The organism is Eggerthella sp. BIOML-A4 (genome assembly GCF_009875575.1).
GTDB classification, from domain to species: domain Bacteria; phylum Actinomycetota; class Coriobacteriia; order Coriobacteriales; family Eggerthellaceae; genus Eggerthella; species Eggerthella lenta.
Map to the genome: position 1 here is coordinate 135,391 of NZ_WWRX01000002.1, position 25,577 is coordinate 160,967.

22 protein-coding genes are annotated in these 25,577 nt (G+C 63.0%); 14 read left to right on the forward strand and 8 right to left on the reverse strand.

Annotated features, from left to right (window positions below):
• Positions 1–54: 54 nt before the first annotated feature.
• The 5 genes from GT613_RS02385 to GT613_RS02405 form a co-directional block, all read right to left on the reverse strand.
• Positions 55–1,551 carry an ABC transporter ATP-binding protein gene (locus GT613_RS02385; protein WP_161172492.1) on the reverse strand — a complete coding sequence of 499 codons (1,497 nt, stop codon included), beginning with the start codon at positions 1,549–1,551 and terminating at the stop codon, positions 55–57.
• Positions 1,548–2,318 (reverse strand): energy-coupling factor transporter transmembrane protein EcfT, encoded by a 771-nt coding sequence (locus tag GT613_RS02390; protein ID WP_009608920.1) that lies wholly within the window; start codon positions 2,316–2,318, stop codon positions 1,548–1,550. The genes GT613_RS02385 and GT613_RS02390 overlap by 4 nt, the downstream gene beginning before the upstream one ends.
• Before the next feature lies 1 nt (position 2,319).
• On the reverse strand, positions 2,320–2,970 hold the full coding sequence (locus GT613_RS02395; RefSeq protein WP_009305545.1) for an MptD family putative ECF transporter S component: 651 nt from the start codon (positions 2,968–2,970) through the stop codon (positions 2,320–2,322).
• Between the two features lie 84 nt (positions 2,971–3,054).
• Positions 3,055–4,788, reverse strand: a complete 1,734-nt coding sequence (locus GT613_RS02400; RefSeq protein ID WP_161172493.1) for an ABC transporter ATP-binding protein — start codon at positions 4,786–4,788, stop codon at positions 3,055–3,057.
• Positions 4,785–6,659: an ABC transporter ATP-binding protein gene (locus GT613_RS02405; RefSeq protein ID WP_009305547.1), complete on the reverse strand. Its 1,875-nt coding sequence runs from the start codon at positions 6,657–6,659 to the stop codon at positions 4,785–4,787. Before GT613_RS02405 ends, GT613_RS02400 begins: the two co-directional genes overlap by 4 nt.
• Before the next feature lie 248 nt (positions 6,660–6,907).
• On the opposite strand from GT613_RS02405, the gene GT613_RS02410 reads away from it, so the two are divergent.
• Positions 6,908–8,326 (forward strand): MATE family efflux transporter, encoded by a 1,419-nt coding sequence (locus tag GT613_RS02410; protein WP_009305548.1) that lies wholly within the window; start codon positions 6,908–6,910, stop codon positions 8,324–8,326.
• A 166-nt stretch (positions 8,327–8,492) separates the two neighbouring features.
• Here GT613_RS02410 and GT613_RS15405 read toward each other — a convergent pair whose 3' ends face one another.
• From GT613_RS15405 to GT613_RS02420, 3 genes are all read right to left on the reverse strand, one after another.
• The gene (locus tag GT613_RS15405) at positions 8,493–8,789 is read right to left on the reverse strand and encodes a response regulator (protein ID WP_370516066.1); all 297 of its coding nucleotides are present in this window, start codon (positions 8,787–8,789) and stop codon (positions 8,493–8,495) included.
• Positions 8,790–8,833: 44 nt separating this feature from the next.
• Entirely contained in the window at positions 8,834–10,156 is a 1,323-nt protein-coding gene (locus GT613_RS02415) for a HAMP domain-containing sensor histidine kinase (RefSeq protein WP_240132850.1), read from the reverse strand.
• A 159-nt stretch (positions 10,157–10,315) separates the two neighbouring features.
• Positions 10,316–11,776 carry a GntR family transcriptional regulator gene (locus GT613_RS02420; protein WP_021408991.1) on the reverse strand — a complete coding sequence of 487 codons (1,461 nt, stop codon included), beginning with the start codon at positions 11,774–11,776 and terminating at the stop codon, positions 10,316–10,318.
• A 269-nt stretch (positions 11,777–12,045) separates the two neighbouring features.
• Here GT613_RS02420 and GT613_RS02425 point away from each other — a divergent pair, with 269 nt between their 5' ends.
• The 13 genes from GT613_RS02425 (at position 12,046) to GT613_RS02485 (ending at position 25,566) form a co-directional block, all read left to right on the forward strand.
• On the forward strand, positions 12,046–12,300 hold the full coding sequence (locus tag GT613_RS02425) for a hypothetical protein (RefSeq protein WP_015761538.1): 255 nt from the start codon (positions 12,046–12,048) through the stop codon (positions 12,298–12,300).
• 446 nt (positions 12,301–12,746) lie between these two features.
• The gene (locus GT613_RS02430; RefSeq protein ID WP_009608932.1) at positions 12,747–14,042 is read left to right on the forward strand and encodes an MFS transporter; all 1,296 of its coding nucleotides are present in this window, start codon (positions 12,747–12,749) and stop codon (positions 14,040–14,042) included.
• Between the two features lie 149 nt (positions 14,043–14,191).
• On the forward strand, positions 14,192–15,463 hold the full coding sequence (locus tag GT613_RS02435; RefSeq protein WP_009305553.1) for a CaiB/BaiF CoA-transferase family protein: 1,272 nt from the start codon (positions 14,192–14,194) through the stop codon (positions 15,461–15,463).
• A gap of 128 nt (positions 15,464–15,591) precedes the next feature.
• Entirely contained in the window at positions 15,592–16,749 is a 1,158-nt protein-coding gene (locus GT613_RS02440; RefSeq protein WP_021408974.1) for an acyl-CoA dehydrogenase family protein, read from the forward strand.
• A gap of 110 nt (positions 16,750–16,859) precedes the next feature.
• Positions 16,860–18,401, forward strand: a complete 1,542-nt coding sequence (locus tag GT613_RS02445) for a class I adenylate-forming enzyme family protein (protein ID WP_057384766.1) — start codon at positions 16,860–16,862, stop codon at positions 18,399–18,401.
• Positions 18,402–18,452: 51 nt separating this feature from the next.
• A complete protein-coding gene (locus tag GT613_RS02450) occupies positions 18,453–19,247 on the forward strand; it encodes an enoyl-CoA hydratase/isomerase family protein (RefSeq protein WP_015761540.1) in 795 nt (264 codons plus the stop codon).
• Between the two features lie 132 nt (positions 19,248–19,379).
• A complete protein-coding gene (locus tag GT613_RS02455) occupies positions 19,380–20,624 on the forward strand; it encodes a CaiB/BaiF CoA-transferase family protein (protein ID WP_009305557.1) in 1,245 nt (414 codons plus the stop codon).
• A gap of 91 nt (positions 20,625–20,715) precedes the next feature.
• Entirely contained in the window at positions 20,716–21,177 is a 462-nt protein-coding gene (locus GT613_RS02460) for a MaoC/PaaZ C-terminal domain-containing protein (RefSeq protein WP_009305558.1), read from the forward strand.
• 36 nt (positions 21,178–21,213) lie between these two features.
• Positions 21,214–21,753: a MaoC/PaaZ C-terminal domain-containing protein gene (locus tag GT613_RS02465; protein WP_009305559.1), complete on the forward strand. Its 540-nt coding sequence runs from the start codon at positions 21,214–21,216 to the stop codon at positions 21,751–21,753.
• 281 nt (positions 21,754–22,034) lie between these two features.
• Positions 22,035–22,793 carry an electron transfer flavoprotein FixB gene (locus tag GT613_RS02470; RefSeq protein WP_015761541.1) on the forward strand — a complete coding sequence of 253 codons (759 nt, stop codon included), beginning with the start codon at positions 22,035–22,037 and terminating at the stop codon, positions 22,791–22,793.
• 16 nt (positions 22,794–22,809) lie between these two features.
• On the forward strand, positions 22,810–23,694 hold the full coding sequence (locus GT613_RS02475) for an electron transfer flavoprotein subunit alpha/FixB family protein (protein WP_009305561.1): 885 nt from the start codon (positions 22,810–22,812) through the stop codon (positions 23,692–23,694).
• Positions 23,695–23,968: 274 nt separating this feature from the next.
• Complete coding sequence (locus GT613_RS02480; protein ID WP_161172494.1) at positions 23,969–25,270, forward strand: FAD-dependent oxidoreductase; 1,302 nt, start codon at positions 23,969–23,971, stop codon at positions 25,268–25,270.
• On the forward strand, positions 25,267–25,566 hold the full coding sequence (locus GT613_RS02485) for a ferredoxin family protein (protein WP_114538301.1): 300 nt from the start codon (positions 25,267–25,269) through the stop codon (positions 25,564–25,566). Before GT613_RS02480 ends, GT613_RS02485 begins: the two co-directional genes overlap by 4 nt.
• The last annotated feature ends 11 nt before the right edge of the window (positions 25,567–25,577 follow it).

Consider the following 25,577-nt stretch of genomic DNA (forward strand, 5'->3'; position numbering starts at 1 on the left):
CCGGGCGCCCGGATGTTTCACGTGAAACACTCCCAGCTCCCGCCCCTTCTGCCTTCAACACGCGCGCCGTTCGCCCTCGTCAGCACCTGCGCCTTCGAGCGCGAAGGCGTGGGTGCAGCACTCGCGCATGAACTCGTTGTCGTGCGTGATGACCACCACGGCCGCCCCCTCCTCGGCTGCACAGCGCAGCGCGTCGGCCAACCGGCGCATGCTGAGAGCGTCAAGCCCGCTGGTGGGCTCGTCCAGGATGAGCACCGACCGCCTCGACGCCAGCCCGCAGGCAATGGACAGCCGCTGCTTCTGGCCGCCCGACAGCGAGGACGGATGCCTATCCCCCAGCTCGGCCAGGCCCAACCGGCCCAGCACATGATCGGCGTAGTGGCGCGCCGCGTCGTCCTGATCCGAGAACAAGAGCACTTCTTCGTCAACCCGGGAAGAGAAGAACTCCATGCTCACGTCGTTGGGGCTGTACCACACGCGGCGACGCAGCTCCCGCCGGGACAGCTTCCGCCCTCCCACGCGCACGCAGCCCTCGTCGGGTCGGCCCAAGCCAACCGCAACCTGCGCCAGGCTCGTCTTGCCCACGCCGTTTTTTCCCGTCAGCGCCATGATCTGCCCCGGTTCCACGGCGAAGCGGACATCGGAGAACAGCAGATTCCCGCCGCGAGAAACGGCCAAGCCGTCCACCTCCAGGGACGCGGCTTCCAGACGCGCGCCGAAAGCTTCGCCGAACGCGGACCGCTCGCCTTCCCGCGCGAGCCCCGCGGCAAGAGGCGCAGGCTTCAAGGAAGGCCGGGGGACGAAAGCAGGGCTGCGAACCCCCATGGCAACGCGCTCGGAGCCCTCCATGGCGAACACGTCGTCGCGCGAGAGAACCGCCCGCATCCGCCCGGCCTCCATATAGCAGAACCGGTCGGCGCACTCCATCAGGTACGAGATGCGATGCTCGGCCACCACCAGCGCGTAGCCCTGCCGCTTCAGCTCCATCAGCACCGCGCCCAACTCTTGAGCCGCATCTTCGTCGAGGTTCGAAGAGGGCTCGTCCATCACCACGAGCCTCGGCGCAGGAGCAAGCGACGAGGCGATAGCCACGCGCTGCTTCTGCCCGCTGGAAAGCTCGTCCACCGCTATCGTGCGCAAACGGTCCAGACCCAAACGGCCGATCGCCGCATCGGTGCGCCTCACCACCTCCTCGGCGGGATAGCCGATGTTCTCGCACCCGAACGCCACCTCGCCCGCCAGCTGACTGGAGAAGAACTGGGCGGTCGGGTCTTGAAACACGCTTCCCACCAGCTCGGCTCTTCGCCACGCCTCCATATCGCGCGCAGAGAGCCCGCCCAAGAACACGTCGCCGGAAACGCTGCCGCGATAGTAGCCCCCGGCCAGGCCGTTCAAGACGCGCACGATCGTGGTTTTACCGCTGCCCGACGCGCCCATAAGCACGACGCATTCGCCGGCATGCACGTCCAAATCCACGGCATGCAGCGTTTCCGGAGCGCCGTAGTACGAGAAGCTCGCGCCTTTCAGCTGCGCGACAAGATCGCCGGTCATCCGAACCACCCTCCCCGCACAACCCAGACGCACGCAGCCAGCGCCGTCGCGACGGCCGTCAGGCAAACCGCGTCCGCCACTCCGAAAGAACTGCGATAGTAACTCGTCCGCCTGGTCGGCGCTTCGGCGGCGCGGGCGATGGCGGATGCGGAAAGGCGGTCGGAGCTGTCCACCAACGAGAACATCAAGGGAACCAGCGCATGCTCGAGCGCCTGAACGGGGCTGCGCGCGACGTTTCCCGCCGAAAGCACCCCGCGCCTTTTGCACGACTCGGACAAACGCCGGAAGCTCGAGCGAACGGTGGGGAAGAACCTCAGCAGCACGAGCACGCCCACGATCAGGCGCTTCGGAATACGAGCCTTCGCCAACGCGGCGCTGATAAGCCCCGGAGGGGAAAGCGCCACCGCGAAGAACGCAACCATGATGGGATAGGTTTTGATCGCGGCGTAAAAATGAACCGGCGAGAAAACGATCACGGTCATCTTCCCGTATGCAAGCGCCAGGCACGCGCCCCACAGCGCCGCGTAGAAAACCAGCATCTTGAAAGCCATGGAACGCTGTCCGCATGCAGCAAGGTAAAGCAGTAAAAAGCAGGTCAGCGCAGGCGACAGCCGCACGCTGTCCACCAGGGAAACCGTCGCGATCGTCGCAGCCAGCACGATGGACTTCGTCGCCATGGAGAACCGCTCCCCGTCGGGCGCCGTCGCCGAACGCCCGACGGCGCGAGCGCCCGATGAGAACCGCTCGTTTCGGATGCCCTCCTCCACGTCAGATCACCCCTGCCTTCAGGAAGTGCTTCCTCATCAGACGCTTGCCCACGAGGGCTCCCAGGAATCCGGCGAACGCCGTGAGAGCGACTATGAACACGATCCATTCTGCATTCCCGTAGTACTTGAGGTACGCGTTCACGTACTCCTCGCCCATCATCCTCACTTCGGCAAGCTCTTGCAGGTACCCCTGAAGGTTGACCAGTATGGGGATGATCGACGACAGCGAGTACAGCGCGCTGAACGTCGCCCACGCCGCTACGATGCGGTTCGGCTTAGCCCGCTGCGCGGCCGTGCGCAGGAACAGCGCATCGATAGCCAAACCTCCCACCAGGTAGAACGGCAGCATGTACCACAGGTTTCCGAACATGAGGTACACCAGCGCCATCACGCACGCGTAGAACGCCGTGACGCCGAAGCGGTTCACCCTCATAACCATGAGCATGTACAACGGCGCAACCACCAAAACGTACGTCGCCGCCATGAACAGCATGGAGAAATCCACACCCAGCATGGTAACCGACCCCACCACGAACATGACGACGATCATCAAGGCGCTGAACAGCACCGCGGTGACGACCTCCTTGACGCCCCACATCTCGAACGCGGCCCCTTTGCGGGACTTCGACGTCTCATAAGGCGAATGTTCCATATCGACCTCTCTTTCCCATGCGTTTTGCATGTCTTGGTTCATCTGATGTTCCGGCACCGAACGCGCCGGATCGAATCCGAAGCGCTACTGCTCGCTGGCCAGCCGCCAACCGGCCGCCTGCTGGCGCTCGCGCCAAAACGACCGATACCGGCCGGGCACCTTCACCAGATCGCCGTGGGTTCCCTGCTGGGTGATGCACCCCTTCTCTAGGACGGCTATCTGATCTGCGGCGGCGATGGTGGACAAGCGATGGGCTATGGCGATGACCGTGCGATCGCGCGCCAACTCGTGCATAGCCTCCACGATGGCCGCTTCGTTTTCCGCATCGAGCGCGGCCGTGGCCTCGTCGAACAGCACGATGGGCGAGTCCTTCAGCAAAGCGCGCGCGATAGCGACGCGCTGGCGCTCTCCGCCCGAAAGGCGGCAGCCTCCCTCGCCCACGGGCGTGTCCCATCCCTGCTCCAGACGGGCGGCCACCTCGTCAAGGCGCGCGACGTGCGCGGCGCGGCGCGCCTCCTCGGGCGTTGCGTCGGGGCGCCCCGCCAGCACGTTCTCCTCGATGGTTCCGTCGAACAGGTACACGTCCTGGAACACGAGGGATATCTGCTGCATGAGCTCGTCGGGACGCATGTCGCGCACGTCCACCCCGCCGATCGAAACGCTGCCCTCGGAAACGTCCCAGAAACGCGCGACCAACCGCGTCAGCGTCGTCTTTCCCGAGCCGGAAGGGCCCACTAAAGCGGTCAGGCTGCGCTCGGGGCACGTCAAGCTCACGCCTTGCAGCACCGGACGGGATTCCTCGTAGGCAAAGCCCACGCAATCGAACGCCACGCTGGATCCGCAAGGAACGCGGGGGTTGCGGGTTTCGGGCAGAGGGGGCGTCTTCAATATCCCCTCGGACGCGTCCAGCGCGTTCTTCGCCACGCGCAGCGCCATCCCCTGCGACCCGATGAGCGTCAAAGGATCGACCAGCCTCAAGGAGAGCACCGCCACGAACACGTACGATGCCACGTCGATCTGGCCCCAGGCCAAAAGAGCCGTGGCCGTTGCGAACACGACGGCGAACACGACCTGGATCAGCATCGTGTAGCGCGCCACGGGTGCCGATGCCATGCGCAAGGTGGCAACCGTCGCCGCACGGTCCCGCTCGATGGCCTGCTGCAAAGCGTCCCAACCCTCCACCGAACGCTTCGTCGCGCGCAAAACGGGCTGGGCGTGCGCGAACTCCAACACCCGGGCCGCCACTTCAGCGTTCGAGAGCTCCTCCTGCCTATGGCCTTCGCCTGCGGCCTTCGCCATGGCGCGCGAAGCCCACAGCAGCAGCGGAGCCGCAATCACGAACACCAGGCCGATGCGCCAATCCACGAACAGGAACAACACCACCACCGCAGCCGGCGTGGTGACGGCGATCACCATCTGGCGCAAAAAAGTGCTGGGCACGTCCATGGCCATCTGCAGCTCCTTGGTGAGCAGAGCCGCAACCTGCCCCGAGCGCTCTTTCGTGAACCACCCCAGCGGTAGGCGCACGATATGGTCGCCCAAGGCGTCCTGCAGCGCATGGCAGATCTGCTCGATGCCGATACAGTAGCCGCGATTGTCCGCGAAAAAGCCGATCACGGAATGCAACAGCGCCAGCGCTGCAGCCAGCGCCACCAGATACCCCGCCGCAACGTAGTCGCCCGCTATCAGCGAGCGCAGCAGCGGAAGCAGCGCCACGTACACGGCCGCCTCCGCCAGGCCGCACAGCACGTACAGGAAAGCCTGCGTCTTCACGCCGGTCGGCCGCCCTACCAGATCGTCGATTTGGGTCGTTATCATCGTTCCTCGCTTTCGCGCGAATCGGCACCGTTCGGCTCCGCTTCGCCATCCGCTTCTTGCGGCCCCGCGGCCGCGCCGCGCATCGCGGCTCCTTCCACAAGTAGCGCCTTTTCCAGCGCATCCACCTGCTGAGATCGCCACAGCGCCGCATAATGGCCGTCGGCCGCCAGCAGTTCCTCATGGACGCCGCGCTCCACCACCTTGCCCCCGACCAGCACTAATATCTGGTCCGCATGCACGATGGTGTCCAGCCGATGCGCGATCACGACGGTCGTCCTGCCTTTCGCCAACGCGTTCAGCGCTTTTTGGATGGCCGTCTCGTTCTCAGGATCCGCATGGGCGGTCGCCTCGTCGAGCACGAGAATAGGCGCATCTTGGACGATGGCGCGCGCGATGGCCACGCGTTGCGCCTCGCCGCCCGACAGGTCCGAGCCTTCGCTTCCCAGCACCGTGTCGTAGCCTTGCGGCAACTCCATTACGCGATCGTGAATCTGGGCCTGGCGCGCGGCGGCCTGCACCTGCTCGTCGGTGGCACCGGGACGGCCCAAACGGATGTTGTCCGCGATGCTCGCTCGCAAAAGCATGCTGTCCTGGAACACCACGGCAACACGCGAAAGCACCTCGCCGGAGGCCATCTGGGGAAGCTCCGTTCCGTTCATGCGCACCGACCCTGAAACGGGATCCCAGAAGCGAGGGATCAAGCGGGCGAGCGTCGTCTTGCCGCTGCCCGAATCTCCCACGAGGGCCGTCACCGTTCCCGGCTCCAACGCGACGTCGACGTCTTGCAGCACGAAAGGCAGGTTCTCGCCGTATGCGAACGCCACGCCCTCGAACTCCATGCGCACGGGTCCTTCGGCCGCCGGGCGAGGCCGCTCGGGTTCGGCCAACGGAGCCACGTTGAGAACGGAGGCCAGATGGTCGGCGGCCTGCAGCGACATCTGCAGCATTCGAATGCTTCGAAACAGGTTGACCAGCCCCGCGGGAACTCCCACGCCCAACACCAGAAAAGGGACGCACCGCTCCAAAGGCAAAACGCCGTTCGCGACGAAGGCCAGCGTTGCAGCCAGCAGAACCACCAGCATTGCTCCCGGCGAGAACAAGGCCGACACCCAGCTGAACGCGTTGCCGTTGCGCTTCGTCCACACATAGCACGCTTTCGCCAGCTCCTCGGTAGCCGCCCGGTACCGTGCGCCCGCGCGGCTTCGGGAACCGAAGGTCTTGATGACGGCGATGCCCTCCACCATCTCCACCGCAGCGGAGGAAACCTCCACCATCGCTTCGTTGAACCTCTTGTTGAGAGGACCGAAATCCCTCATCATGAACGGCCACGCAACGCCTATCACCACGACGAAGTACGCCACCAGAAGAAGGGCGAAGCGAACGTCCACCGTGAACAGGTACACCAAGGGGATCAAGGGCGAGAGCAGCGCGGCGGTCACGTCGACCGGCGCATGCCCGACCGATTGATGCAGGTTGAGAACGTCATCGGTGGCAGCTTGCTTCACCTGCGCCGAGCTGTTGTCGTTGAACCATCCCAGCGGAATCTTCCCCAAGTGCTCTATCAGCACGGTGCGCACGTGAACGCGAAAATCGGCGTCGGCGTAATGGCAGCGGCCGGTGGCCATGCTGAACAGCATCCTTCCCGCCGCCGCGCCCGCGACGGCGACCAGAACCCACATCGCCAGCACGTCGGACGGGGGAACGCCTTCCGTGATGGACAGCTGGGCAACGCGCGCGATTGCGAGGTAGGGGACGAACTCGCACGCCGACGACAAGGCCGCGATGGCGACGTTGCCTATGATCCTCCCTTTCACCGGCTCGATCAGACGCAGATACGTGCGCCGAGCGGCGGCACTGTCGACAGATTCCATAAGCGGCACTCTTTTCTCTCTCGGAAACAGGGGCGGCGGCGGGGCAAGCCGGCCGATGTGCAGATGTTAGCCATAGCTAACTTCAAGAAATGATTTTGGGGATTTCACCATATAATCTACATACATTCTTATTCCGCACTTGCATGAGTCGGAGACAACAAGTAAGTTAGACATGGTTAACATATAGCGAGCAGACCCGCTCCCGGCATTCGGGCGGCTTATGCCCGACAAGGAAAGCGAGGAAGCTCATGGCTCGACAGGTTCTACAGCAAGACAAACGCACGCTCATGCTCACGCAAACGCCCGGCAAGCTCATGATGTCGCTCAGCCTGCCTGCCATCGTCGGCATGGCGGTCATCGGGCTGTACACGTTCATGGACGCCGTGTACGCAGGACAGCTTATCGGGATGGAGGCCATGGGAGCCGTAGCCGTGGCTTACCCGTTCACGTTCATCAATTCCGGCGGCGCTTCGATGATCGGCATGGGGTCGGCCTCGGTGCTGTCACGCGCCATCGGCGCGAAAGACCAGCGCACCATCGACCAGGTGATGGGCAACCTCGTGGTCATGAACCTGGTGCTGTCGCTCACCGTCACGATCGTCGGCACGGTGTTCGCGCGCCCGCTGCTGGCCCTCACCGGCGCACAGGGACAGGTCCTCGACCTGGCCGAATCCTACCTGCGCATCATGCTCGTCGGCAGCCTGTTCGTGAACTTCGCGCAAAGCTCGAACATGGTCATGCGCGGCAAAGGCGAGCTGGCGCGGGCCATGGCCATCATGGGAGGAGGCGCCGTCCTCAACATGGTGCTGGCCCCTCTGTTCATCCTGGCCCTGCGCGACCAAGGGCTCGGCATCCAGGGGGCGGGCTGCGCCACGGTGATCACGCAGATGATCCAAGCGGGCGTCATGCTGTGGTGGTTCGTCAAGCGCGAGAAGACGGCGCGCATCGTCCGCGTGGCCGTTTCGCCCGCGATACTCCCCGAAGTGCTGAAGGTGGGCGCGTCCGCCATGCTCATGCAGGTGCTCGTGCTGGTGCAGCAAGCCATCGCCTACCGCGCGGCCGCCGCATGGGGCGGCGCGGAATGGCAGGTGCTGCTGGGAGCCGCGCTGCGCATCCAGGCGTTCGCCTTCATCCCTTTGTGGGGCATGAGCAACGGCCTGCAGCCCGCGGCCGGGACGAACTACGGCGCCGGACTCTACGGTCGCGTGCGCAAGCTGACGATCGTCTTCTGCCTGGGCTCGATGGCGCTGGCGCTGCTGTTCTGGGTACCCGCGATGCTGGCGCCGGAAGCCACGCTGTCGCTGCTCGTCTCCGACCCGGCCGTCGCTGCGATGGGCGCCGACGATTTCAGGGTGTTCTTCTCCACCTACCTGGTTGCAGGCCCCATGGTCATGGGCATCACGCTCTTGCAAGCGCTCGGACAAGGCGGCAAGGCGGCGATCCTCACGTTCGCGCGACCCGTGGCCCTGTTCGTCCCGCTCGTGCTGATCCTGCCGAACGTCGCAGGGCTCGGCATCCACGGCGTATGGGCCGCATCGGCCCTGTCCGACGGCGTCATGATCGTGGTGGCGGCGTTCATGGTGGCAAGCGTGATCCGCAGCCTGGGAAAGGACGAAGGCTCCGCAGCAGACCGCGTGACCATGGAAGAGGAAGCCGCCCGAGCCTAGCGGGCCGGCGCGGCGCCCTCTTGCCGCTGCCGTCTTGCTCGTGCATCATGCAGGCGTTACCCTCGAAGAGCTGGCCGCGCAACGGTTCTGCGCATACGGCATCACGAGCAAACCGCCCGATGTTTCACGTGAAACATCGGGGTTCGCACGCTGCCCGTCGCGTCGTTCAGCCGCAAACCTTTCCGAGCACGCATGCAAGCCCGTCTATGTCGACCGGTTTCGCCACATGGGCATCCATGCCCGCATCGAGCGCGGACTTCACATCTTCGGCAAATGCGTTGGCCGTCAGCGCGACGATCTTCACTTCTTCCGAGCGGGCGCTGCTGCAAGCGCGCAGAGCGCGCGCTGCCTCGTAGCCGTTCATCACCGGCATCATCACGTCCATGAACACCGCATCGTAATATCCTGCCGGGTGCTTCGAGAATGCATCGATCGCCTTTTCGCCGTTCTCAGCCCACTCCACCTTCGCGCCGCGGCAGCCGAGAAGCTCTATCAGTATCTCAGCGTTCAGTCGTTGTCCTCGGCCAGGAGAAACCTCTTGCCCTCGAATCGATAGGAGGTGCTCTCCGGCACGACTTCAAGCGGCGGACAAGCATCCGCCGACGAGACGACGCGAAGTTCCAATGTCACGCGAAACGAGCTGCCTCGTCCTTTTTCGCTGTCGACCTCGACAATGCCGCCCATGGCGTCGATCAGCGCCTTCGTTATGGACATCCCCAACCCGGTTCCCTGTATCCGCGCGATAGACACCTCTTCGCTGCGCTCGAACGGATCGAAAATACGCTCGACGAATTCCGGCGACATGCCCATGCCGTTGTCGGTTATCGTGAAAGCAACGCTCGCATAGCTGGGCCGCGTTTTCGCCAGCTCCTGCACGACGAGGGCTATGGTGCCGCCCTCCTGCGTGTACTTCACCGCATTGGACGCAAGGTTCAAAAGGATCTGGCTTATGCGCAGCTCGTCTCCCGAGAACGCCTTATGCTTCATCTTCGAGCAATCGATGCGCAGCTCTTGGCTCTTCGCCTGAGCCTGAGGACGGATGATGGCCTCTACCCCGCCCACGACGTCATCGATGTCGAACCGACGCTCCTGAAGCTCCATCTGCCCGCTTTCGATGCGCGACATGTCCAGAACGTCGTTTATAAGCTCCAGCAAATGACGAGACGACGCGGTGATGGCATCGAGACAACCGGCTATCTTCTCGCTGGCCTCGCCGCTTTCCCATGCGATCTTCGTCATGCCCACGATGGCGTTGATAGGAGTGCGTATGTCGTGCGACATGTTCGCAAGGAACTGGCTCTTCGCCTCGTTCGACGATCGCGCGATATCGAGCGCCTGCTCGAGCATCAAACTTCCTTTTTGCTCGTTCGTGCGATCGGACAGCACCAGCACGTACTTATCCACCCCTTTGATGGATTCCCGGTACAACGTTTCCTGGTACCAGCGACGCTCTCCTGTGCGCGCTTGAATGCGCTCGCGAAACACTTGAAGGCACTCGCCCTCTTCCAACGACGCAATGTCATCGATTCGAGGGTCGGACGATGGATCGGCCGCCGAATCCGACAGCGCTCGTATGTTGTTCTTCACCGCTTCGACCGACACGCCCAAAAGCTTCTCCACATTGGGACTGACGTATTCGACCTCGTACGCATCGGGAGAGAACATAACGTAGATATCGTCGGCATTGCGCACCAGCATGCTGAACAGCTGCTCGCGGCTCTCGATGGCCAGCTCCTTCGCATCAGCCCGGCGCCGCACGCGGCGAAGCAGGGTCAGCAAACCCGCCAACCCGAAGATGCGCGTCCAGCGCGCATTCGGCGCTCGCTTCATGCGTCAGCCAATCTCTGAGCCATCGACATCCCCTCGATCAAACCGACCTGCCTGAGTGCAGAAATTGTTATACCTGATCAAACATAGCCTTATTGCATGCGGTGTCAGAGTATAGCACCCTATTGGGAAGGAGGTAAACCGTCGGAGCCCGCCGCGGTCCTAGGGCACGATCGTGCGGTCGACGTCAATCATACCCGCCCTCTCGAGAAACGCGAGCACGGACTGGAGCATAAGGCGGTAATACGCGGTCATCGATTGGGAGAACCCCTCGTCGTCGGCTCTGCGCGCCTGCCCGAGAGCGATGCTTTCGAGAGACGAGAGAGCGGACGCGCTTTCTCGCGAAGCCGCGAACAGCGTAAGGAAGGCTCCCCAGCGCAGCAAATCGTTCAGCTCCCGCAGAATCGTCTGCAATGCGCAAGGCTCCGTGCATTCGATCAAACCCGTCATGAGAGCCTTCGACACCGCCCAATCCCCCTCCTCGACCGCGAGGGCGCGTTCCGCAGAAGAGGCCACCTCCTCCGCATGACCTTGCACGCGGCTCAATGCAGCAGGCAGCACGGCGCACATCATCTGCGCCGCATGGACGTACGTGCCCACATCTCTCTTGAACGAGTGATCTTCCAGCCAGCGCTCGCTGAACGTCGCATTGCCCAACTGCACGCGCGTGCCCAACCCGTTGACGGTGCGCGCGACGCCTATGACGTTGAGCGCGCCGTACGCTTTCTGCACCGTGGAAGCGGAGACTCCATACTGCGCCGACAGCTCGGCGATGGAAGGAAGCAGCTGGCCGTCGACGAATTCCCCCCGAACGATGCGTTCCACAAGATTGCGAGCTATTTGTCCGTGCACGAATTCCAACCCGGCCTTCGCATTCCACGCGTACCCGAACGATCCGATGTCCACGGCGGGGGCATATGCGTTCTCGAGCGCGTCGAAATACGCCCCGACGCGCTGCGCGACGCCGCGATACATGCAACCGAACCGATACTGCACCTCATCAGCATCGCGCAAAAGCAGAGAGGAGAACATCCACGTCATCAAACCCCCGTCGACGTCGACCGCACGCGAGGCAAAAGGGCTTTCGAAACCCGGAACCACCGGCACCAGACCGATGCGCTCCAAGCTTGCGAAGCACGACGTGAACAACGGGTTGCCTGCCTTTGCCACCAGGCCGTGCAAAACAATCGATGCGTGCGATATGCGCCACCCTTCCGATACGCCAGAGCGATCAACGCGCTTCGCATCCTGAGCCAAAGCGAAAAGATCCTCGTCAGAGCAGCATCGAGCGGCTAAGTGGAACAACGGGGGCATGACCAGTTCGAGGGTTCTGTAGCAATCGGCAACCACCTCGCGACGCGCCAGCAGCGCACGGATGCGACCGTCATCCGCGTCATCGGCCGGACGGTACGCCACGACAGCGCGCTTTCGCTCCTCCACGACAATGTACCCGTCGGCCTTCAAAGCACGCTGCACGTCGCGGATGGTTCTGATGCCCACCCGAAATCGATCGCACAAGTCATGCAGCGACGGCAACGCATCGCCATAGCGCAGCGCACCCTGCTCGATGTCGCTGACAAGCTGACGATACACGTACTCGAATAAGGTGGCTTTCTTTTCCAAACCTCTCCTTCGCCGCTTCCATGATGCGATATTGTACCGCGGCGGCTACCAATCAAGCAGATTGCCTATCGAATGAAGCAGATAATATTTTATCGGATATCTAATGAAATCCCCGGTCAAACAGCTGCTACGACAACGAGAGGAAGCAAACGAGCACCGATGTCGATTCACCATGCTAAACGTGGTTGACATTAAATGTTTTACCGTCTAAACTACTGGAAGTCGTCATAATTTGACGAATTCACGGGGAATGTTAGGACATGGTGTTGATGTTTGAGCTGAACGTCAAATCCTACATCAAGCGGAACCCACGCTTACGCCAAGCGAAGATGGGTATGCTCATGAGCAAATGGGCTTGGAACCGCAAAGTCTGCCCCCGCCAGTTCAAGCGCTTCTTCTCCAGCTTCACGTTGCCGAAGACTTCCGCGCTGTTCGCCTCGTTCTTGAATACTCGCCGCGTTGCGTATTCCTCCGCAAACTACGGAGACGCCTCGGCAACCAAGCTCTTCATCTTCCTTTCCTAAGTTGGTGCCCCTCGGGGGAAGTGCGCCCTTTGTCGGGTCGCGCTTGCCTTGTATCGTTGTGCCCGAAGTAAGGAGAGAAAGGGGGTGAAGGCAGGACGTTGACGTCCTACCTTCCCGGAGGATCTCCGGATGCCCCTAACAACCGATCCTTCTCACCAGATCGTTGCCAAAAGTATACGAACACCAGCCGATCTCAGCAAGAGTTCGGCAAGCGGTCGCATATTTTCCTCCGATCTCCTATCGGTAGTTAGGTTCCGCATCCCGCCTCCCGGAAGGCGACGCGAAAGTCGAGGGCACGGCTCAGCGTCACTCCACTGAACATCGTTTTCACCAGGACCGCCTCATAGCGGCCAGGGCGAAGCACGGTCTGCGGTGGATATCGATCCGCAAGAATCGTAACTGAATCGCGGACGGTCCCTGCGACCGAACGCACACAGGAGGTAAACATGGCTACCACTACAGCCAAAAAGAAGGGGATCCACTTCGCATGGTTCGTCCTCATCGGCGTTCTGCTGATGATGGGTCTGTGCCGTGGCGGCATCAACAGCGGCATGGGCTTGTTCTTCCAGCCTATCAGCGCCGACATGCACATCGGCGTGGGCGAAGTGGCAATGATGTCGTCCATCTCGGCATTGATCACTATGTTCTGGAGCCCGTTCGCGGGTCGCCTGCTCGACAAGTTCGACATCCGCATCATCACCGTAGTCGCCGTCGCCATCCAGGCGGGCTGCTTCGCCGCGCTGTCGCTGGTCGACGCGGTGTGGGGCTTCTACGCGCTGGCCGGCATCATGGCGTTCGGCTCGGTGTTCGCCACGCAGCTGGTGGGTCCCATGATGATCAACCGCTGGTTCAAGGATAAGAACGGCCTGGCCATGGGCATCATGATGAGCTTCGTGGCCATCTGCTCCGCCGTTCTCTCGCCGGTCGTCGCCTCCATCATCGCATCGAACGGCTGGCGCATGGGCTATATCGTGCTGGGCGTGCTCGCGCTGGTTATCGTGATCCCGGCCGTGCTCATCTGGTTCCGCACGCCCGAGCAGAAGGGGCAGCTGCCCCTCGGCGCCACCGAGGCCGACATCGAAGCCGCCAAGAACGCCGATCCGAAAGCCGCCGCCGAGGCCGCGAAGAACCTGCCGGGCCTCACGTCCAAGCAAGCGCTGAAGACCCCCACGTTCTGGTTCTTCTTCATCTTCATGGTTCTGCTCACCGGAACGCTGGCGTTCGCCTCCATCGTTCCCACCCTGGCTATCGAAGCTGGTTTCGATACCGTGACCAGCGGATTCGCTATGACGGCGTACATGATCGGCACGGCTATCGCCGCCGTCGTGTTCGGCACGATCTCCGACAAGCTGGGCCCCCTCAAGGCCACGATGGTGGCGTGCGCGTGCGGTTTCATCGCCCTCCTGGGCCTCATCTTCTTCCGCACGAACCTGTACATGTTCTTCGGATCGCTGTTCTTCTACGGCTGCCTGTCCGCCACGCTGGGCGTCATCGGCCCGCTGGTGCTGGGCACGCTGTTCGGCCAGAAGGAATTCGGCTCCATCTACGGCATCGTCATGATGGCCACCGGCATCGGCTCCATGATCCTCATCCCGGCGTACGGCTTCATCTACGATGCGACGGGCAGCTTCACGCCCGCCCTCATCATGATCTTCTGCTTCATCGTCGTCTGCCTGATCTCCATGATCATGGCCTTCAAGACCGGCAAGAAGGTTCAGGCCATGTGGATGCCGAAGGCGTAAATCAGACGCGCCACCCGGCGCTTTGCGCGGAATGCGCTGCGCGCCACCCGTTTGGTTCCACTGCGGGGCACGAGCCCCGCAGCCGGCGGGCACCGGAAACAACCGGACCGCCCGTCACACTACAGTCCTTTTGAAAGAGGAGGAAACGCATGGCTCTGAAACTTCTGGAAGGCATGAAGGTCATCGAGATCGCCGCGTTCATGGCGGCTCCGATGGGCGGACGCATCCTGGGCGAATGGGGCGCCGACGTCATCAAGGTCGAGCCTCCCACCGGCGACAGCAACCGCGGCATCGGCCTTGCCCGCCATATCTACAACGGCGACCAGGCCGGTTGGGACTCCATCAACTCCTGCAAGCGCTGCATCACGCTCGACACCCGCAAACCCGAAGGGCTGGCCATCCTCAAAGAGATGCTGAAGGACTGCGACGTGTTCCTCTCGCATCTGCGACCGAAGGATTCCAAGAAGCTGGGGCTGGACTACGAGAGCCTGTCGAAGATCAATCCGAAGATCATCTGCGGCAATACCTCCGGCTACGGCACCAAAGGCGAGTGGGCTCCCCGCGGCGGGTTCGACGCGGCCTCCTACGCCGCGCGTGCAGGCTACGACTTGGACTGCCCCATCAAGGGCGACAACCCGATGATCCCGTACTTCGGCTTCGGCGACATCCCCACGGGCACCTATCTGGCCATGGCCGTGCTGGCCGCCTACATCGAGCAGCAGCGCACCGGCAAGGGCCAGGAAGTGAACGTGGCCCTCATGCACGCCGGCATGTGGAGCGTGGGCGTCCCCATCGTGACCGCCGCCTACGGCGACGAGTACCCCACGGATCCGAACTCCGTGCTGCCCCTGGCCCGTCCGTACATGTGCTCCGACGAGAAGGCCATCGCCCTGATGGGCCTGCAGTGGCACAATTCCTGGCCTGAGTTCGTGCATGCCTTCGGCATGGACGAAGACCTCATCGCCAAGTGGCCCGACTATCAGACCGCGCTGGCCGCTTCTGCCGAGATCACGCCGATCATCACCGAGGTGCTGGCCAACGTCACGCGCGACGAGGCCATCGAGAAGCTCATGACCACCGATATCCCGTTCGACCTCTGCCAGCATTTCGCCGACCTGCAGGATGACCAGCAGGCTTGGGACGCCGGGTTCTTCCAGGGCATAGATTATCCTTCCGGCAAGCACATCGGCATCGTCAAGGCTCCGGCCATCTTCTCGTCGGGCGAGGCCGAGTTCGGTCCCTCCGGCTATCCGGGCGAGTACACCCGAGAGGTGCTCAAGGAATACGGTTTCGACGACGCGAAGATCGACGAGCTGCGCGAGCAGGGTCTCGTGACCGAAGAGGATCAATGGGACAAGGATCAGTACAACATGGAGAAGCTGATGGCCCAGGCCGCAGCCGCCAAGAAGAAGGCCGAGTAACAGCTGAGACGCCGTTAGTGGAAAGCGGATCGCCAGCTGCGACGGCGATCCGATGAAGTACCGTTTTCAACCGCGCGGATACCGGTGATCCGCGATCCGCGCAAAACAACCGCCAAGGAGGCACAGAAATGATCGATTTCTCTAAGACCGAGGAACAGGAACTGCTCATCGAAAGCATCAAAGAGCTTCTCGAGCGCGAGATGCCGGCCGAGAAGGAGCGCGAATGCTATCGCAACGGCGAGTTCCCCTGGGATGCTTGGAAGGCCATGGCCGAGGCCGGCTTCACGGGCTTGGGCCTGCCTGAAGAAGTGGGCGGCACCGACGTCGACCTCATGACGGTGGCCCTGGCCAACTTCACCATCTCCCGCTACGGCGGCCCGCTTGCCGCGTTCTACTCCATGGGCATGCCCACGATGTACGACGTGTGCGAGTTCGGCACGCCCGAGCAGATCGAGAAGTACGTGAAGCCTTACATCGCGGGCGGCGCGCCGCTGGCCCTGGGCATCTCCGAGCCCTCCACCGGCTCCGACGTTGCCGGCATGCAGACGTCCTACGCGTGGGACGGCGACACCGCGGTCATCAACGGCGGCAAGCACTACACCACCTGCGGCATGGAAGCTCCGGCCATCATCGTCATCGCCAAGGATCCGATGGTTGACAACGTCCATCGCGGTGCGACGATGTTCTTGGTCGATCGCGACACCCCCGGCGTGACTATCAACAAGCTTCCCAAGATGGGCCACGAGAACGCCCCCACCAGCATCTGCGAGGTGTTCCTGAACGACGTGCGCGTGCCCCGATCGGCTATCCTGGGCGTCGAGCACAACGGCTTCATGCAGACCATGGCGAACTTCACCCGCGAGCGCATCGCCAACGTGTCCGGCGTCATCGCCACGGCGGTCAATGCGTTCGAGGATGCCTGCGCCTACGCCAACCAGCGCGAGCAGTTCGGCCAGCAGATCGGCCGCTTCGAGCTGGTGCAGGAGATGATCATGGAAATATCCTGCAAGATCGAGAACATGATGAACATGCTGTACAAGCTGTGCTGGCAGGCCGATCAGGGTCAGGACGTGCGCATCCTCGCCGGCATGGCCAAGTACTACTGCTCCAAGGCCACCTGCGAAGTGGTTGACGACGCCATCCAGGTGCTGGCAGGTATCGGCGTGGTGGGCGACCATCGTGTGGGCCGTTACTACATCGACATCCGCAGCGCCCGCATTGCCGGCGGTTCCGACCAGGTCATGGTGTTCAACACCGCTCCGCAGATCCTCAAGCGCTACCGGTAAGACGCCAGAACGAGCAAGGGGCGGGCTGACGAAAGCCTCGCGTCCGCCCCGTTCAACGCACATGAGGAAACGGGCAGCGCTTGCTGCTGCAGAAGGAGGTGAGTAACGCGATGGATCGATGTGACGGCATACCGATTGACAAGGTTGCTTTTTCGAAACAGCTTCAACAGCTTGCCGAAAAGTGGGGGGACGAGACGGCTCTCGTCGATGTCTCCCGCGACGGATCGGAACGGGCGTTGTCTCGTCGAGAGCTGTTCGAGGCGATCGAGAAGGTCGCCTGCCATCTCAATGATCGAAACGTTCAACAGGGAGATTACGTCGTCATAGCCCTTCCCAACGGTTACGAGAACGTCGTTGCGACGCTTGCCGCCTGGCAGCTGGGAGCGTGTTGCGTATTCATGTCCCCCAAGGGAACCGATGAAGAACGCAACCATATACACGCGCTGTTCGAGCGCAAGCTGCTGATATCGACATGGGATTGCGACGACGAGGATTGCATATCGCAGCAAGACGTGCGGAGCTGGATCCGAGGAGAGTTCCCCCATGGAGCCGAGATCCTGCCGTTCTTCGCCTGCGAGCCCTCGCGGGCTATCCCGACGGGAGGGTCGTCGGGAAAACCCAAGCTCGTCGTGCAAAAAGTCAGGCCGGCCTACTGCGAGATGGATCTGTCGGCTTGGACGGCGATGACGGGGCAGACCCCTTGGTCGAAACAGCTTATCCCCGGTTCCCTGTTTCACAACCTGTACAGCAATGCCACGTACATCGGACTGTTCTTCGGGCAGACCGTGTACCTCATGGAACGCTTCGACGAAGGACAGGCGCTCGAGCTCATCGAAAAGCATGGGATTCAATTCATAGGCTTGGCTCCCACGATGATGGACAGGATGATGCGCCATCCTTCCTTCCAAACCAGAAACCTGGAAAGCCTGGAGGCCGTGTTCCACAGCGGCGGCCCCTGCCCCGACAAAGTGAAGCTTGCCTGGATCGAGCGCGTCGGCGCGAGAAAAGTGTACGAGATGTACGGCGAGACCGAGATGATCGCAAGCACGTTCATACGAGGAGAGGAATGGCTGGAGCACCGCGGCAGCGTGGGACGTCCCTTCGGTTGTGAGCTGCAGATACGCGACGAGGAGGGTCGGGCGCTTCCCTGCGGCGAAGTAGGCGAGATATTCGGCAAGCCGGCTATGGGGCTTTCCGCAAAGTACGTGGGGCCGCAATCCATCAAATCCGAGGAAGACGGGTTCTTCAGCGTCGGCGACCTCGGTTGGCTCGACGAGGAAGGCTTCCTGTACATCTCCGACCGTCGTTCGGACATGATCGTGACCGGCGGGAAGAACGTGTACACCGCCGAGGTGGAGAACGCCATTTTCGACTATCCCGGTATCTCCGACGCTGTGGTTATAGGCATTCCCGACCAGCAATGGGGTCTTAGGGTGCATGCGATTCTCGAGATCGAAGGCGCGGAAAGCGAGTTTTCGACGGATGGTCTCAAAGAGTTCCTCCACACCAAGCTGAGCGGATACAAATGCCCGAAGACCTACGAAATCGTACAGGACATGCCTCGCAACGAAATGGGGAAAATCCGGAGACGCGAACTGATAGAGCAACGTGTGTCCAGCTTATCCGAACGCGAACCCGGAACGAAAGAGTGAGAAAGCGATGCAAGAGTCGCATCGCGAAGATTAAAGAAAGGGAGTTTCATTATGGCAGAACGAGAGCTGAAGGCGACCTTGGCCGAAAAGCGCGACGGCGTGGGCATCATCACGTTGAACCGGCCTGAGAAGCTGAACGCCATCAATCAGGACATCATGGACGACCTGTACTACCTGTTCGACGCGTACGAGGAGGATCCCGAGGTTCGAGTCATCGTGCTGACCGGCGGCGACGGCAAGGCCTTCTGCGCCGGTGGCGACATCGAGGGCGAGATCCAGATGGACGTCGTGGGCTCGTACCATGGCGGCATCGAGGGCAACCGCCTGAACACCCGCATCGAGAAGTGCCGCATTCCCGTCATCGCCGCTATCAACGGCTTCTGCCTGGGCGGCGGCTTCGAGATGGCGCTCGCGTGCGACATTCGCCTCGCTTCCGAGCGCGCACGCATCGGCCTGACCGAAGTGAACATGGGCGTCATCCCGGGCTCTGGCGGCACCCAGCGCCTGCCCCGCCTCATCGGCCCCAGCCGTGCGAAGCTGCTCATGATGACGGGCAACCACTACAAGGGCGAGGCTGCGCTGGCCATGGGCCTGGTGGACATGGTGTTCCCGGCCGAGGAGCTGCTTGACGCAGCCGTGAACATGGCCAAGGAGATGGCCGCGAAGCCGCCGCTGGCGCTCGAGTACGTGAAGTGGGCCGTGAACGAGGGCATGCAGATGGATCTCGACCGCGCGCTGCTGTTCGAATCGGCCTTGTTCGCCCACTTGTACAGCACCGAGGATCAGAAGGAAGCGATGTCGGCATTCCTGGAGAAGCGCCCCACGCGTCCCTTCCAGGGCAAGTAGGAAACACGGCTCATCCGCAAAGGGCGGGAAGGCCGCAACGACCTCCCCGCCCCGGCGGAGCCCCGCGCTCCGCGAAACATGATTTTGAAACAGCTGCGCGCATGAGGCCGCAGCGAGTGAAAGGAACGAGCAATGTCTGATTTGAAGCTTCTTGATGGCGTCAAAGTCGTCGACATGTCCGCGTTCGTCGCGGCACCGATGGCCGCCGAGATCCTGGCCGAATACGGTGCGGACGTCGTTCGCATCGAGCCGCTGACCGGCGACGGCATCCGTGGCTCGGGCATGACGCAGAACATCTACAACGGCGACGCCCCGCTGTACGACGCCATCAACGGCAACAAGCGCCACATCGCGGTGAACACGCGCACGGCGGAGGGCATGGGCGTGCTGTGGAAGCTGCTGGAGACGGCCGACATCTTCATCTGCCACATGCGCGAGAAGGATATGGTCAAGCTGGGCATCGACTGGGATACGCTGCATGCGAAGTTCCCGGCGCTGATCTATGCCAACACCACCGGCTACGGCAGCACGGGCCCGCTGGCCAGCCGCGGCGGCTTCGACATGATCGCCTACGCGACGCGCACGGGACTCACCACCGACGTGGTTCCCGAGGGCGCGCATCCCTACATGCCCTACCAGGCGCAGGGCGACATCCCCACGGGCCTGTACCTGTCCATCGGCATCATGGCCGCGTACATCAACCGCCTGCGCACGGGCCTGGGCGACCAGGTGTCGTGCAGCCTGTACGGCTCCGGCATGATGAGCGCGATGGTGCCCATCCTCTCCGGCCAGAAGCCCTACAACAACCTGTGGCCGAAGGGCCGCGAGAACGTCCTTCCGTTCTCCTGCATGTACCGCGGCTCGGACGACCGCTGGATCATGGTTGCCGGCCTGCAGTGGCATAAGGACTGGCCGCGCTTCGTGGCGCGCCTGGGCCTCGACCCCGAGCTGGTGACGAAGTACCCCGACTACATGACCGCGCTGGCGAAGTCGAACGAGATCATCCCCATGCTGGACGAGCTGTTCGCTACCAAGACCGTGCAAGAGTGGAGCGACATCCTCACCGAGGAAGACATCCCCAACGACATCTGCCTGAAGTTCAGCGAAGTCGCCGACGATCCCGCGGTGCTGACCGGCAACCTTATGAAGGAAGTCGAGATGCCCAGCGGCGAGGTCATCAAGATGCCGCGCACCCCGGTCTACTTCCGCGAGGCCGGCGCTCCCGACCCGGTCGTTGCTCCCACCGTGGGTGCCGACACCGAGGTCGTGCTGAAGGAATGCGGCTACACCGACGAGGAGATCAAGAAGATGGCCGAGGAGAAGGTCGTCGGCCTGGGCGACACCTGGGATCGCTCCATGTACGTCATCAAGTTCTAACTGCATCACGAAACGATTTCGCGGGTCGCACGGAGCATCGCGCGACCCGCGCATCGGAACAAGAAGCGCAACCAACTGAGGAGGAGTCAGAATGCTGCAAGCACCTTTGTATTTCGAAGACGTCGAGGTCGGCTACAAGTTCCAGTCCCCCGGCGGCCGCACCATCACGAACGCCGAAGTGGTGAACTTCGCGCAGATCACAGGCGACTACAACCTGGTTCATCTGGACCATGAGTTCGCGAAGACCGGCATGTACGGCGAGAACATCGCCCACGGCGCCCTTACGCTGACGCTGGCCGGCGGCATGTTGAAGCGCACCGAGTTCTGGTCGGCCACGGCCGAGACGCTGGGAGACCTCACGGGCTTCAAGCACGTGAAGTTCATGGCCCCGGTGAAGTTCAACAGCACCATCCACCTGGAGTGCGAGATCACGGACAAGACGGACAACGGCGACGGCACGGGCACCATCGAGCTGGCCGTGCATGGTATCGACCAGGACGGCACGCTGGTTCTGGACAACGTGCGCTACTACAACATCGCCAAGAAGAACTAGCCCTCGCCCGCCATCATCCTGAAGGAGGAATTCAACATGAACGAGCAACTGCAAGCTGCTTTCGACAAGAAGTTCAAGGACACCTGGTTCTTCGAGGACGTGCCGCTGAACCATGCGACCCCGGCCACCACGGGCCGCACCATCACCGAAGCCGACATACTCAACTTCGCCGGCATCTCCGGCGAATGGGCGCCCATCCACATGGATCTCGAGTATTGCAAGGCCCACGGCCATGACTCCGTGCTGGCTCAGCACATGCTGATCTATACGTTCACGCCGTCCATCAACCCGTCCGATCCCATGATGGCGAAGATGAACAACTCCATTCTTGCGACCAAGGGCACGAAGAACTGGAAGTTCTTGAAGATGCCGGCCGTGGGCGACACCGTGTACACCACGTCCGAGATCGTCGCGAAAGACGACAACAAGCCCGAGCGCGGCGTCATCATCATCCAGATGTCGATGATCGACCAGAACGGCGACGTGCTGCAGACCGGCGAGTACCACCTCGTCGTAGCCAAGAAGATCTTCTTCGAGAAGCAGTTCGAAGCTGCCGCCGCCAAGGCGCAGCAGTAGCACCCCGCTCGCCCGTTGCCGCGGCCTTGGAGGGAGGGTCGCGGCAACGCCCGCGGGCATGGACATGCCGGTCAAACGGGAACTGACCCTTGTCATCCTGAGCGGAGCACCGCAGGCGCGAAGCCGAAAGATCCCGTGCGGCGCCAGCCGCAGCACTCCCTGTTAACGCAGCACGGGATCTTTCGACTTCGGCTTACGCTCGGAACGACAGGCAAGCAGTTTGCCCGGCATGTCCATGCCGCAGAACGGCAGGACGATAGGAGAAGAAAGGAAAGGCATCCATGAACATCATTGTTCCTATCAAGGTGCTGGCCGACGATCAGGACATCGTCGTAGCCGCCGACCGGAGTCTGGACGACTCGAAAGCCCATCGCATCGTGTCCACGTACGACCTGAACGCCATCGAGGCCGCCGTGCAGCTCGCCTCCGCCCACGCGGACTCGAAAGTCGTCTGCGTGTCGGTCGCCGACGCGAAGGCCGACGACTCCAAGCTGAAGAAGGGCATTCTCGCCCGCGGCGTGGACGAGCTGGTGATGATCGCCGACGACGCCTGCGCCGACCTCGACGCCCACGCGACGGCCGCCATGCTGGCGCGCCTTGTAGACGGGCTGGACGCCGCCGACCTCATCGTGTGCGGCGACGGCTCCGCCGACAACTACGCGCAGCAGGTGGACGTGCAGCTGGCCGATGCGCTGGGCCTGCCCGTGGTCACCGCCGTGTCCGCCGTGTCGGTGGAGGGCGCCGTCGCCACGTGCGACCGCATGCTGGAGACCCAGTTGCAGACCGTGCAGGTGGACTTGCCCGCCGTGATCAGCGTGGTCCCCGACATCGCGCTGCCTCGCATCCCCGGCATGAAGGACATCCTCGCCGCCGGCAAGAAGCCGTCCTCCGTGAACGCCGCTTCCGATGTGGAGGCCGCGGTCGTCGACGTCGTGGAGACCAAGGCGCCGCAGCAGGCCGAGCGCAAGATGGAAATGCTGGACGCCTCGGTCGACGGCGATCTGGAGAAATTCGCGGCCGCCCTCAAAGCGGCCCTGTAGGAAAGGTGATGTGGACATGAAAGCATGCGTTATCGCTGAAACCTCCGCCGCCGCCCGCGCCCTGTGCGCCGGCGCCCGCGGCATGGCCGACGAAGTGGTGCTGATCGCCCCCGGCGTCGAGGCTCTGACCGGCGTGGCCGACAAGGCCGTGCATATCGACGTTCCCTCCGGAAACGCCATCGACGACGCGTACGCCAGCGTGAACTCCGTCGTGGACGCCGAGGCTCCGGGCATCGTCCTGGTCGAGCCCACCCGTTCCATGAAGGTTCTGGCCGGCAGGCTGGCCGCCCATATGGGCACGGCGACCATCACCGACGTCATCGAGTTCGAAGGCGACCTGGCCACCACCATGTACTTCGGCGGCGTGGGCCAGCGCAAGAGCAGGGCTAACGGCACGGCCATCTACACGGTGGGTGCCGGCGTGTTCGACGAGGCCTCCGCTTCGGGCACCGACGCCGTCGAGGAAGCTCCCTTCGCCGCCCCAGCTCGCGCCCTGCGCGTGACGGGAACGAAGGATCTGCCGAAGAGCGACGTGGACCTCGCAGCAGCCGGCGTGGTGGTGGCCGGCGGGCGCGGGTTCGCCGAAGAAGCCGACTTGCAGCTCATGCGCGACGTGGCCGCGAAGCTGGGCGGCGAGTGCGGTTGCTCGCGTCCGCTGGCCGAAGGCGTGGACTGGATGCCGCGAGAGGCCTACATCGGCGTGTCCGGCATGATGCTGGCGCCGAAGGTGTACCTGGGCATCGGCATCTCCGGCCAGATGCAGCACATGGTGGGTGTGAACCGCGCGGGCACGATGTTCGCCGTGAACAAGGACAAGAACGCCCCCATCTTCAAGCAGTGCGACTACGGCCTCGTGGGCGACCTGAAGGACGTCCTGCCGAGGCTGGCGGCGGCTCTGTAGGCTTTTCAACCTGTCCGGGAGGGTGCCCGGCATGCCCAGACGCTCAGACAGTCCTCGCTTCGCTGTGGAACTCGCTTGGTGGGCACGCCGGGCACCCTCCCTTCGATTCACGTCGCTGCCGCCCGCCTTGGACGGCAGGGCGGCTTTGGAGAACTTGAGGGATGCCACGGAGAGAGGCGGCCCCCTTCGGGTGGCCGCTTTCGCCTCCGCGATGCGGGGGGCAGGGCGCCCTTACCGTATTGGAAAAAAGAGAAGGAAGAGAGAGGAGAGGAACGTGGCTGAGACCGATTTCGACGCGATCGTCGTGGGCTCCGGGTGCGCGGGCGCCGTGGCGGCCTACGAGCTCGCGAAGGCCGGCAAGTCGACCCTCGTGGTCGAGCGCGGCAACTTCGCCGGCGCGAAGAACATGACCGGCGGGCGCATCTACTCGCACAGCTTGAAGAAGGTGTTCCCCGACTTCGAGCGGGAAGCGCCGCTCGAGCGCAGGATCACCCACGAGCGCATCGCGCTCATGGACCCGGCCTCGCAGACGGCGATCGACTTCACGAGCCCCGAGCTCGCCGAGGAGGGCAAGGACTCCTACTCGGTCCTGCGCGCGCCCTTCGACCAGTGGCTCGCCTCCAAGGCCGAGGACGCGGGCGCGGAGTACATCTGCGGCATCGCGGTCGAGGAGCTCCTGAAGGACGGGTCCGGCAGGGTCGTCGGCGTGCGCGCCGGCGAGGACGAGATCACCGCCGAGGCGACGATCGTCGCCGAGGGCGTGAACAGCCTGCTCTGCGAGCGCAGCCTGGGCAACCCCCGCCCGAAGCCCTCCCAGATGGCCGTCGGGATCAAGCAGGTGTTCGAGCTGCCCGCGCAGACGATCGAGGACCGCTTCCTGGTGCCGGAGGGCGAGGGCGCGGCCATGCTGTTCGTGGGCGACTGCACGCACGGCAAGGTCGGCGGCGGCTTCCTGTACACCAACAGGGACTCGATCAGCCTGGGCCTCGTGGCCACCATCTCGCTGGCCGCCGACGGCGCGAACGAGACGCCGGTGTACCAGATGCTCGAGGACTTCAAGGGCCACCCGGCGGTCGCGCCGATCATCCGCGGCGCGAAGCTCGTCGAGCACTCCGGCCACATGGTGCCCGAGGGCGGCTACGGCATGGTCCCGAAGTACGTGTTCGACGGCTGCGTGGTGGCCGGCGAGACGGCGGGCCTGTGCATGAACATGGGCTACCAGGTGCGCGGGATGGACTTCGCCGTGGCATCGGGCCGCATGGCGGGCGAGGCGGCGGTCGAGGCCATCGACAAGGGCGACGTGAGCGAAGCAGGGCTCGCCTCCTATAAGACGAAGATGGAGAACTCCTTCGTCATCCAGGACCTGCGCACCTTCAGCAAGTGGCCCCACGTCATGGAGAACTGGGACCGCATGTTCACGGAATACCCCGTCATGGTGAAGGACATCTTCAACGCCATGTTCAGCGTGGACGGGAAGCCCCAGAAGCCGCTGATGAAGCGCATGATGCCCATAGTCAAGCAGCGCGGCCTGTTCAAGCTGGCCGGCGAGGTTCGGAAGGCGGTGAAGTCGCTGTGAGCGAGGTCAAGGAGATCACGGTCAACGTCGACGAGTACCTGGCCATCGACAAGTACGAGGTGGACGAGGAGAGCGCGCACATCGAGCTCGTGGACGACCCCGGCGACGAGGAGTTCCTGAAGCTCGTGCGCGTGTGCCCGGCGGCGCTCTACAAGATCGACGAGGACGGCAAGAAGTCCTTCGACTACGCGGGCTGCCTGGAGTGCGGCACCTGCCGCATCGCCTGCGAGGGCACCATCGTCAAGAAGTGGGAGAACCCCCGGCCCACGATGGGCGTGGAGTACCGGTTCGGGTAGGAGGAGAGCAG

Bases quoted from the DNA above. Each gene is read 5' to 3' on its own strand.
- GT613_RS02385 (WP_161172492.1), bottom strand. From the start codon at position 1,551: ATGACCGGCGATCTTGTCGCGCAGCTGAAAGGCGCGAGCTTCTCGTAC.
- GT613_RS02395 (WP_009305545.1), bottom strand. From the start codon at position 2,970: ATGGAACATTCGCCTTATGAGACGTCGAAGTCCCGCAAAGGGGCCGCG.
- GT613_RS02400 (WP_161172493.1), bottom strand. From the start codon at position 4,788: ATGATAACGACCCAAATCGACGATCTGGTAGGGCGGCCGACCGGCGTG.
- GT613_RS02405 (WP_009305547.1), bottom strand. From the start codon at position 6,659: ATGGAATCTGTCGACAGTGCCGCCGCTCGGCGCACGTATCTGCGTCTG.
- GT613_RS02410 (WP_009305548.1), top strand. From the start codon at position 6,908: ATGGCTCGACAGGTTCTACAGCAAGACAAACGCACGCTCATGCTCACG.
- GT613_RS02415 (WP_240132850.1), bottom strand. From the start codon at position 10,156: ATGAAGCGAGCGCCGAATGCGCGCTGGACGCGCATCTTCGGGTTGGCG.
- GT613_RS02425 (WP_015761538.1), top strand. From the start codon at position 12,046: ATGTTTGAGCTGAACGTCAAATCCTACATCAAGCGGAACCCACGCTTA.
- GT613_RS02430 (WP_009608932.1), top strand. From the start codon at position 12,747: ATGGCTACCACTACAGCCAAAAAGAAGGGGATCCACTTCGCATGGTTC.
- GT613_RS02435 (WP_009305553.1), top strand. From the start codon at position 14,192: ATGGCTCTGAAACTTCTGGAAGGCATGAAGGTCATCGAGATCGCCGCG.
- GT613_RS02440 (WP_021408974.1), top strand. From the start codon at position 15,592: ATGATCGATTTCTCTAAGACCGAGGAACAGGAACTGCTCATCGAAAGC.
- GT613_RS02445 (WP_057384766.1), top strand. From the start codon at position 16,860: ATGGATCGATGTGACGGCATACCGATTGACAAGGTTGCTTTTTCGAAA.
- GT613_RS02450 (WP_015761540.1), top strand. From the start codon at position 18,453: ATGGCAGAACGAGAGCTGAAGGCGACCTTGGCCGAAAAGCGCGACGGC.
- GT613_RS02455 (WP_009305557.1), top strand. From the start codon at position 19,380: ATGTCTGATTTGAAGCTTCTTGATGGCGTCAAAGTCGTCGACATGTCC.
- GT613_RS02460 (WP_009305558.1), top strand. From the start codon at position 20,716: ATGCTGCAAGCACCTTTGTATTTCGAAGACGTCGAGGTCGGCTACAAG.
- GT613_RS02465 (WP_009305559.1), top strand. From the start codon at position 21,214: ATGAACGAGCAACTGCAAGCTGCTTTCGACAAGAAGTTCAAGGACACC.
- GT613_RS02470 (WP_015761541.1), top strand. From the start codon at position 22,035: ATGAACATCATTGTTCCTATCAAGGTGCTGGCCGACGATCAGGACATC.
- GT613_RS02475 (WP_009305561.1), top strand. From the start codon at position 22,810: ATGAAAGCATGCGTTATCGCTGAAACCTCCGCCGCCGCCCGCGCCCTG.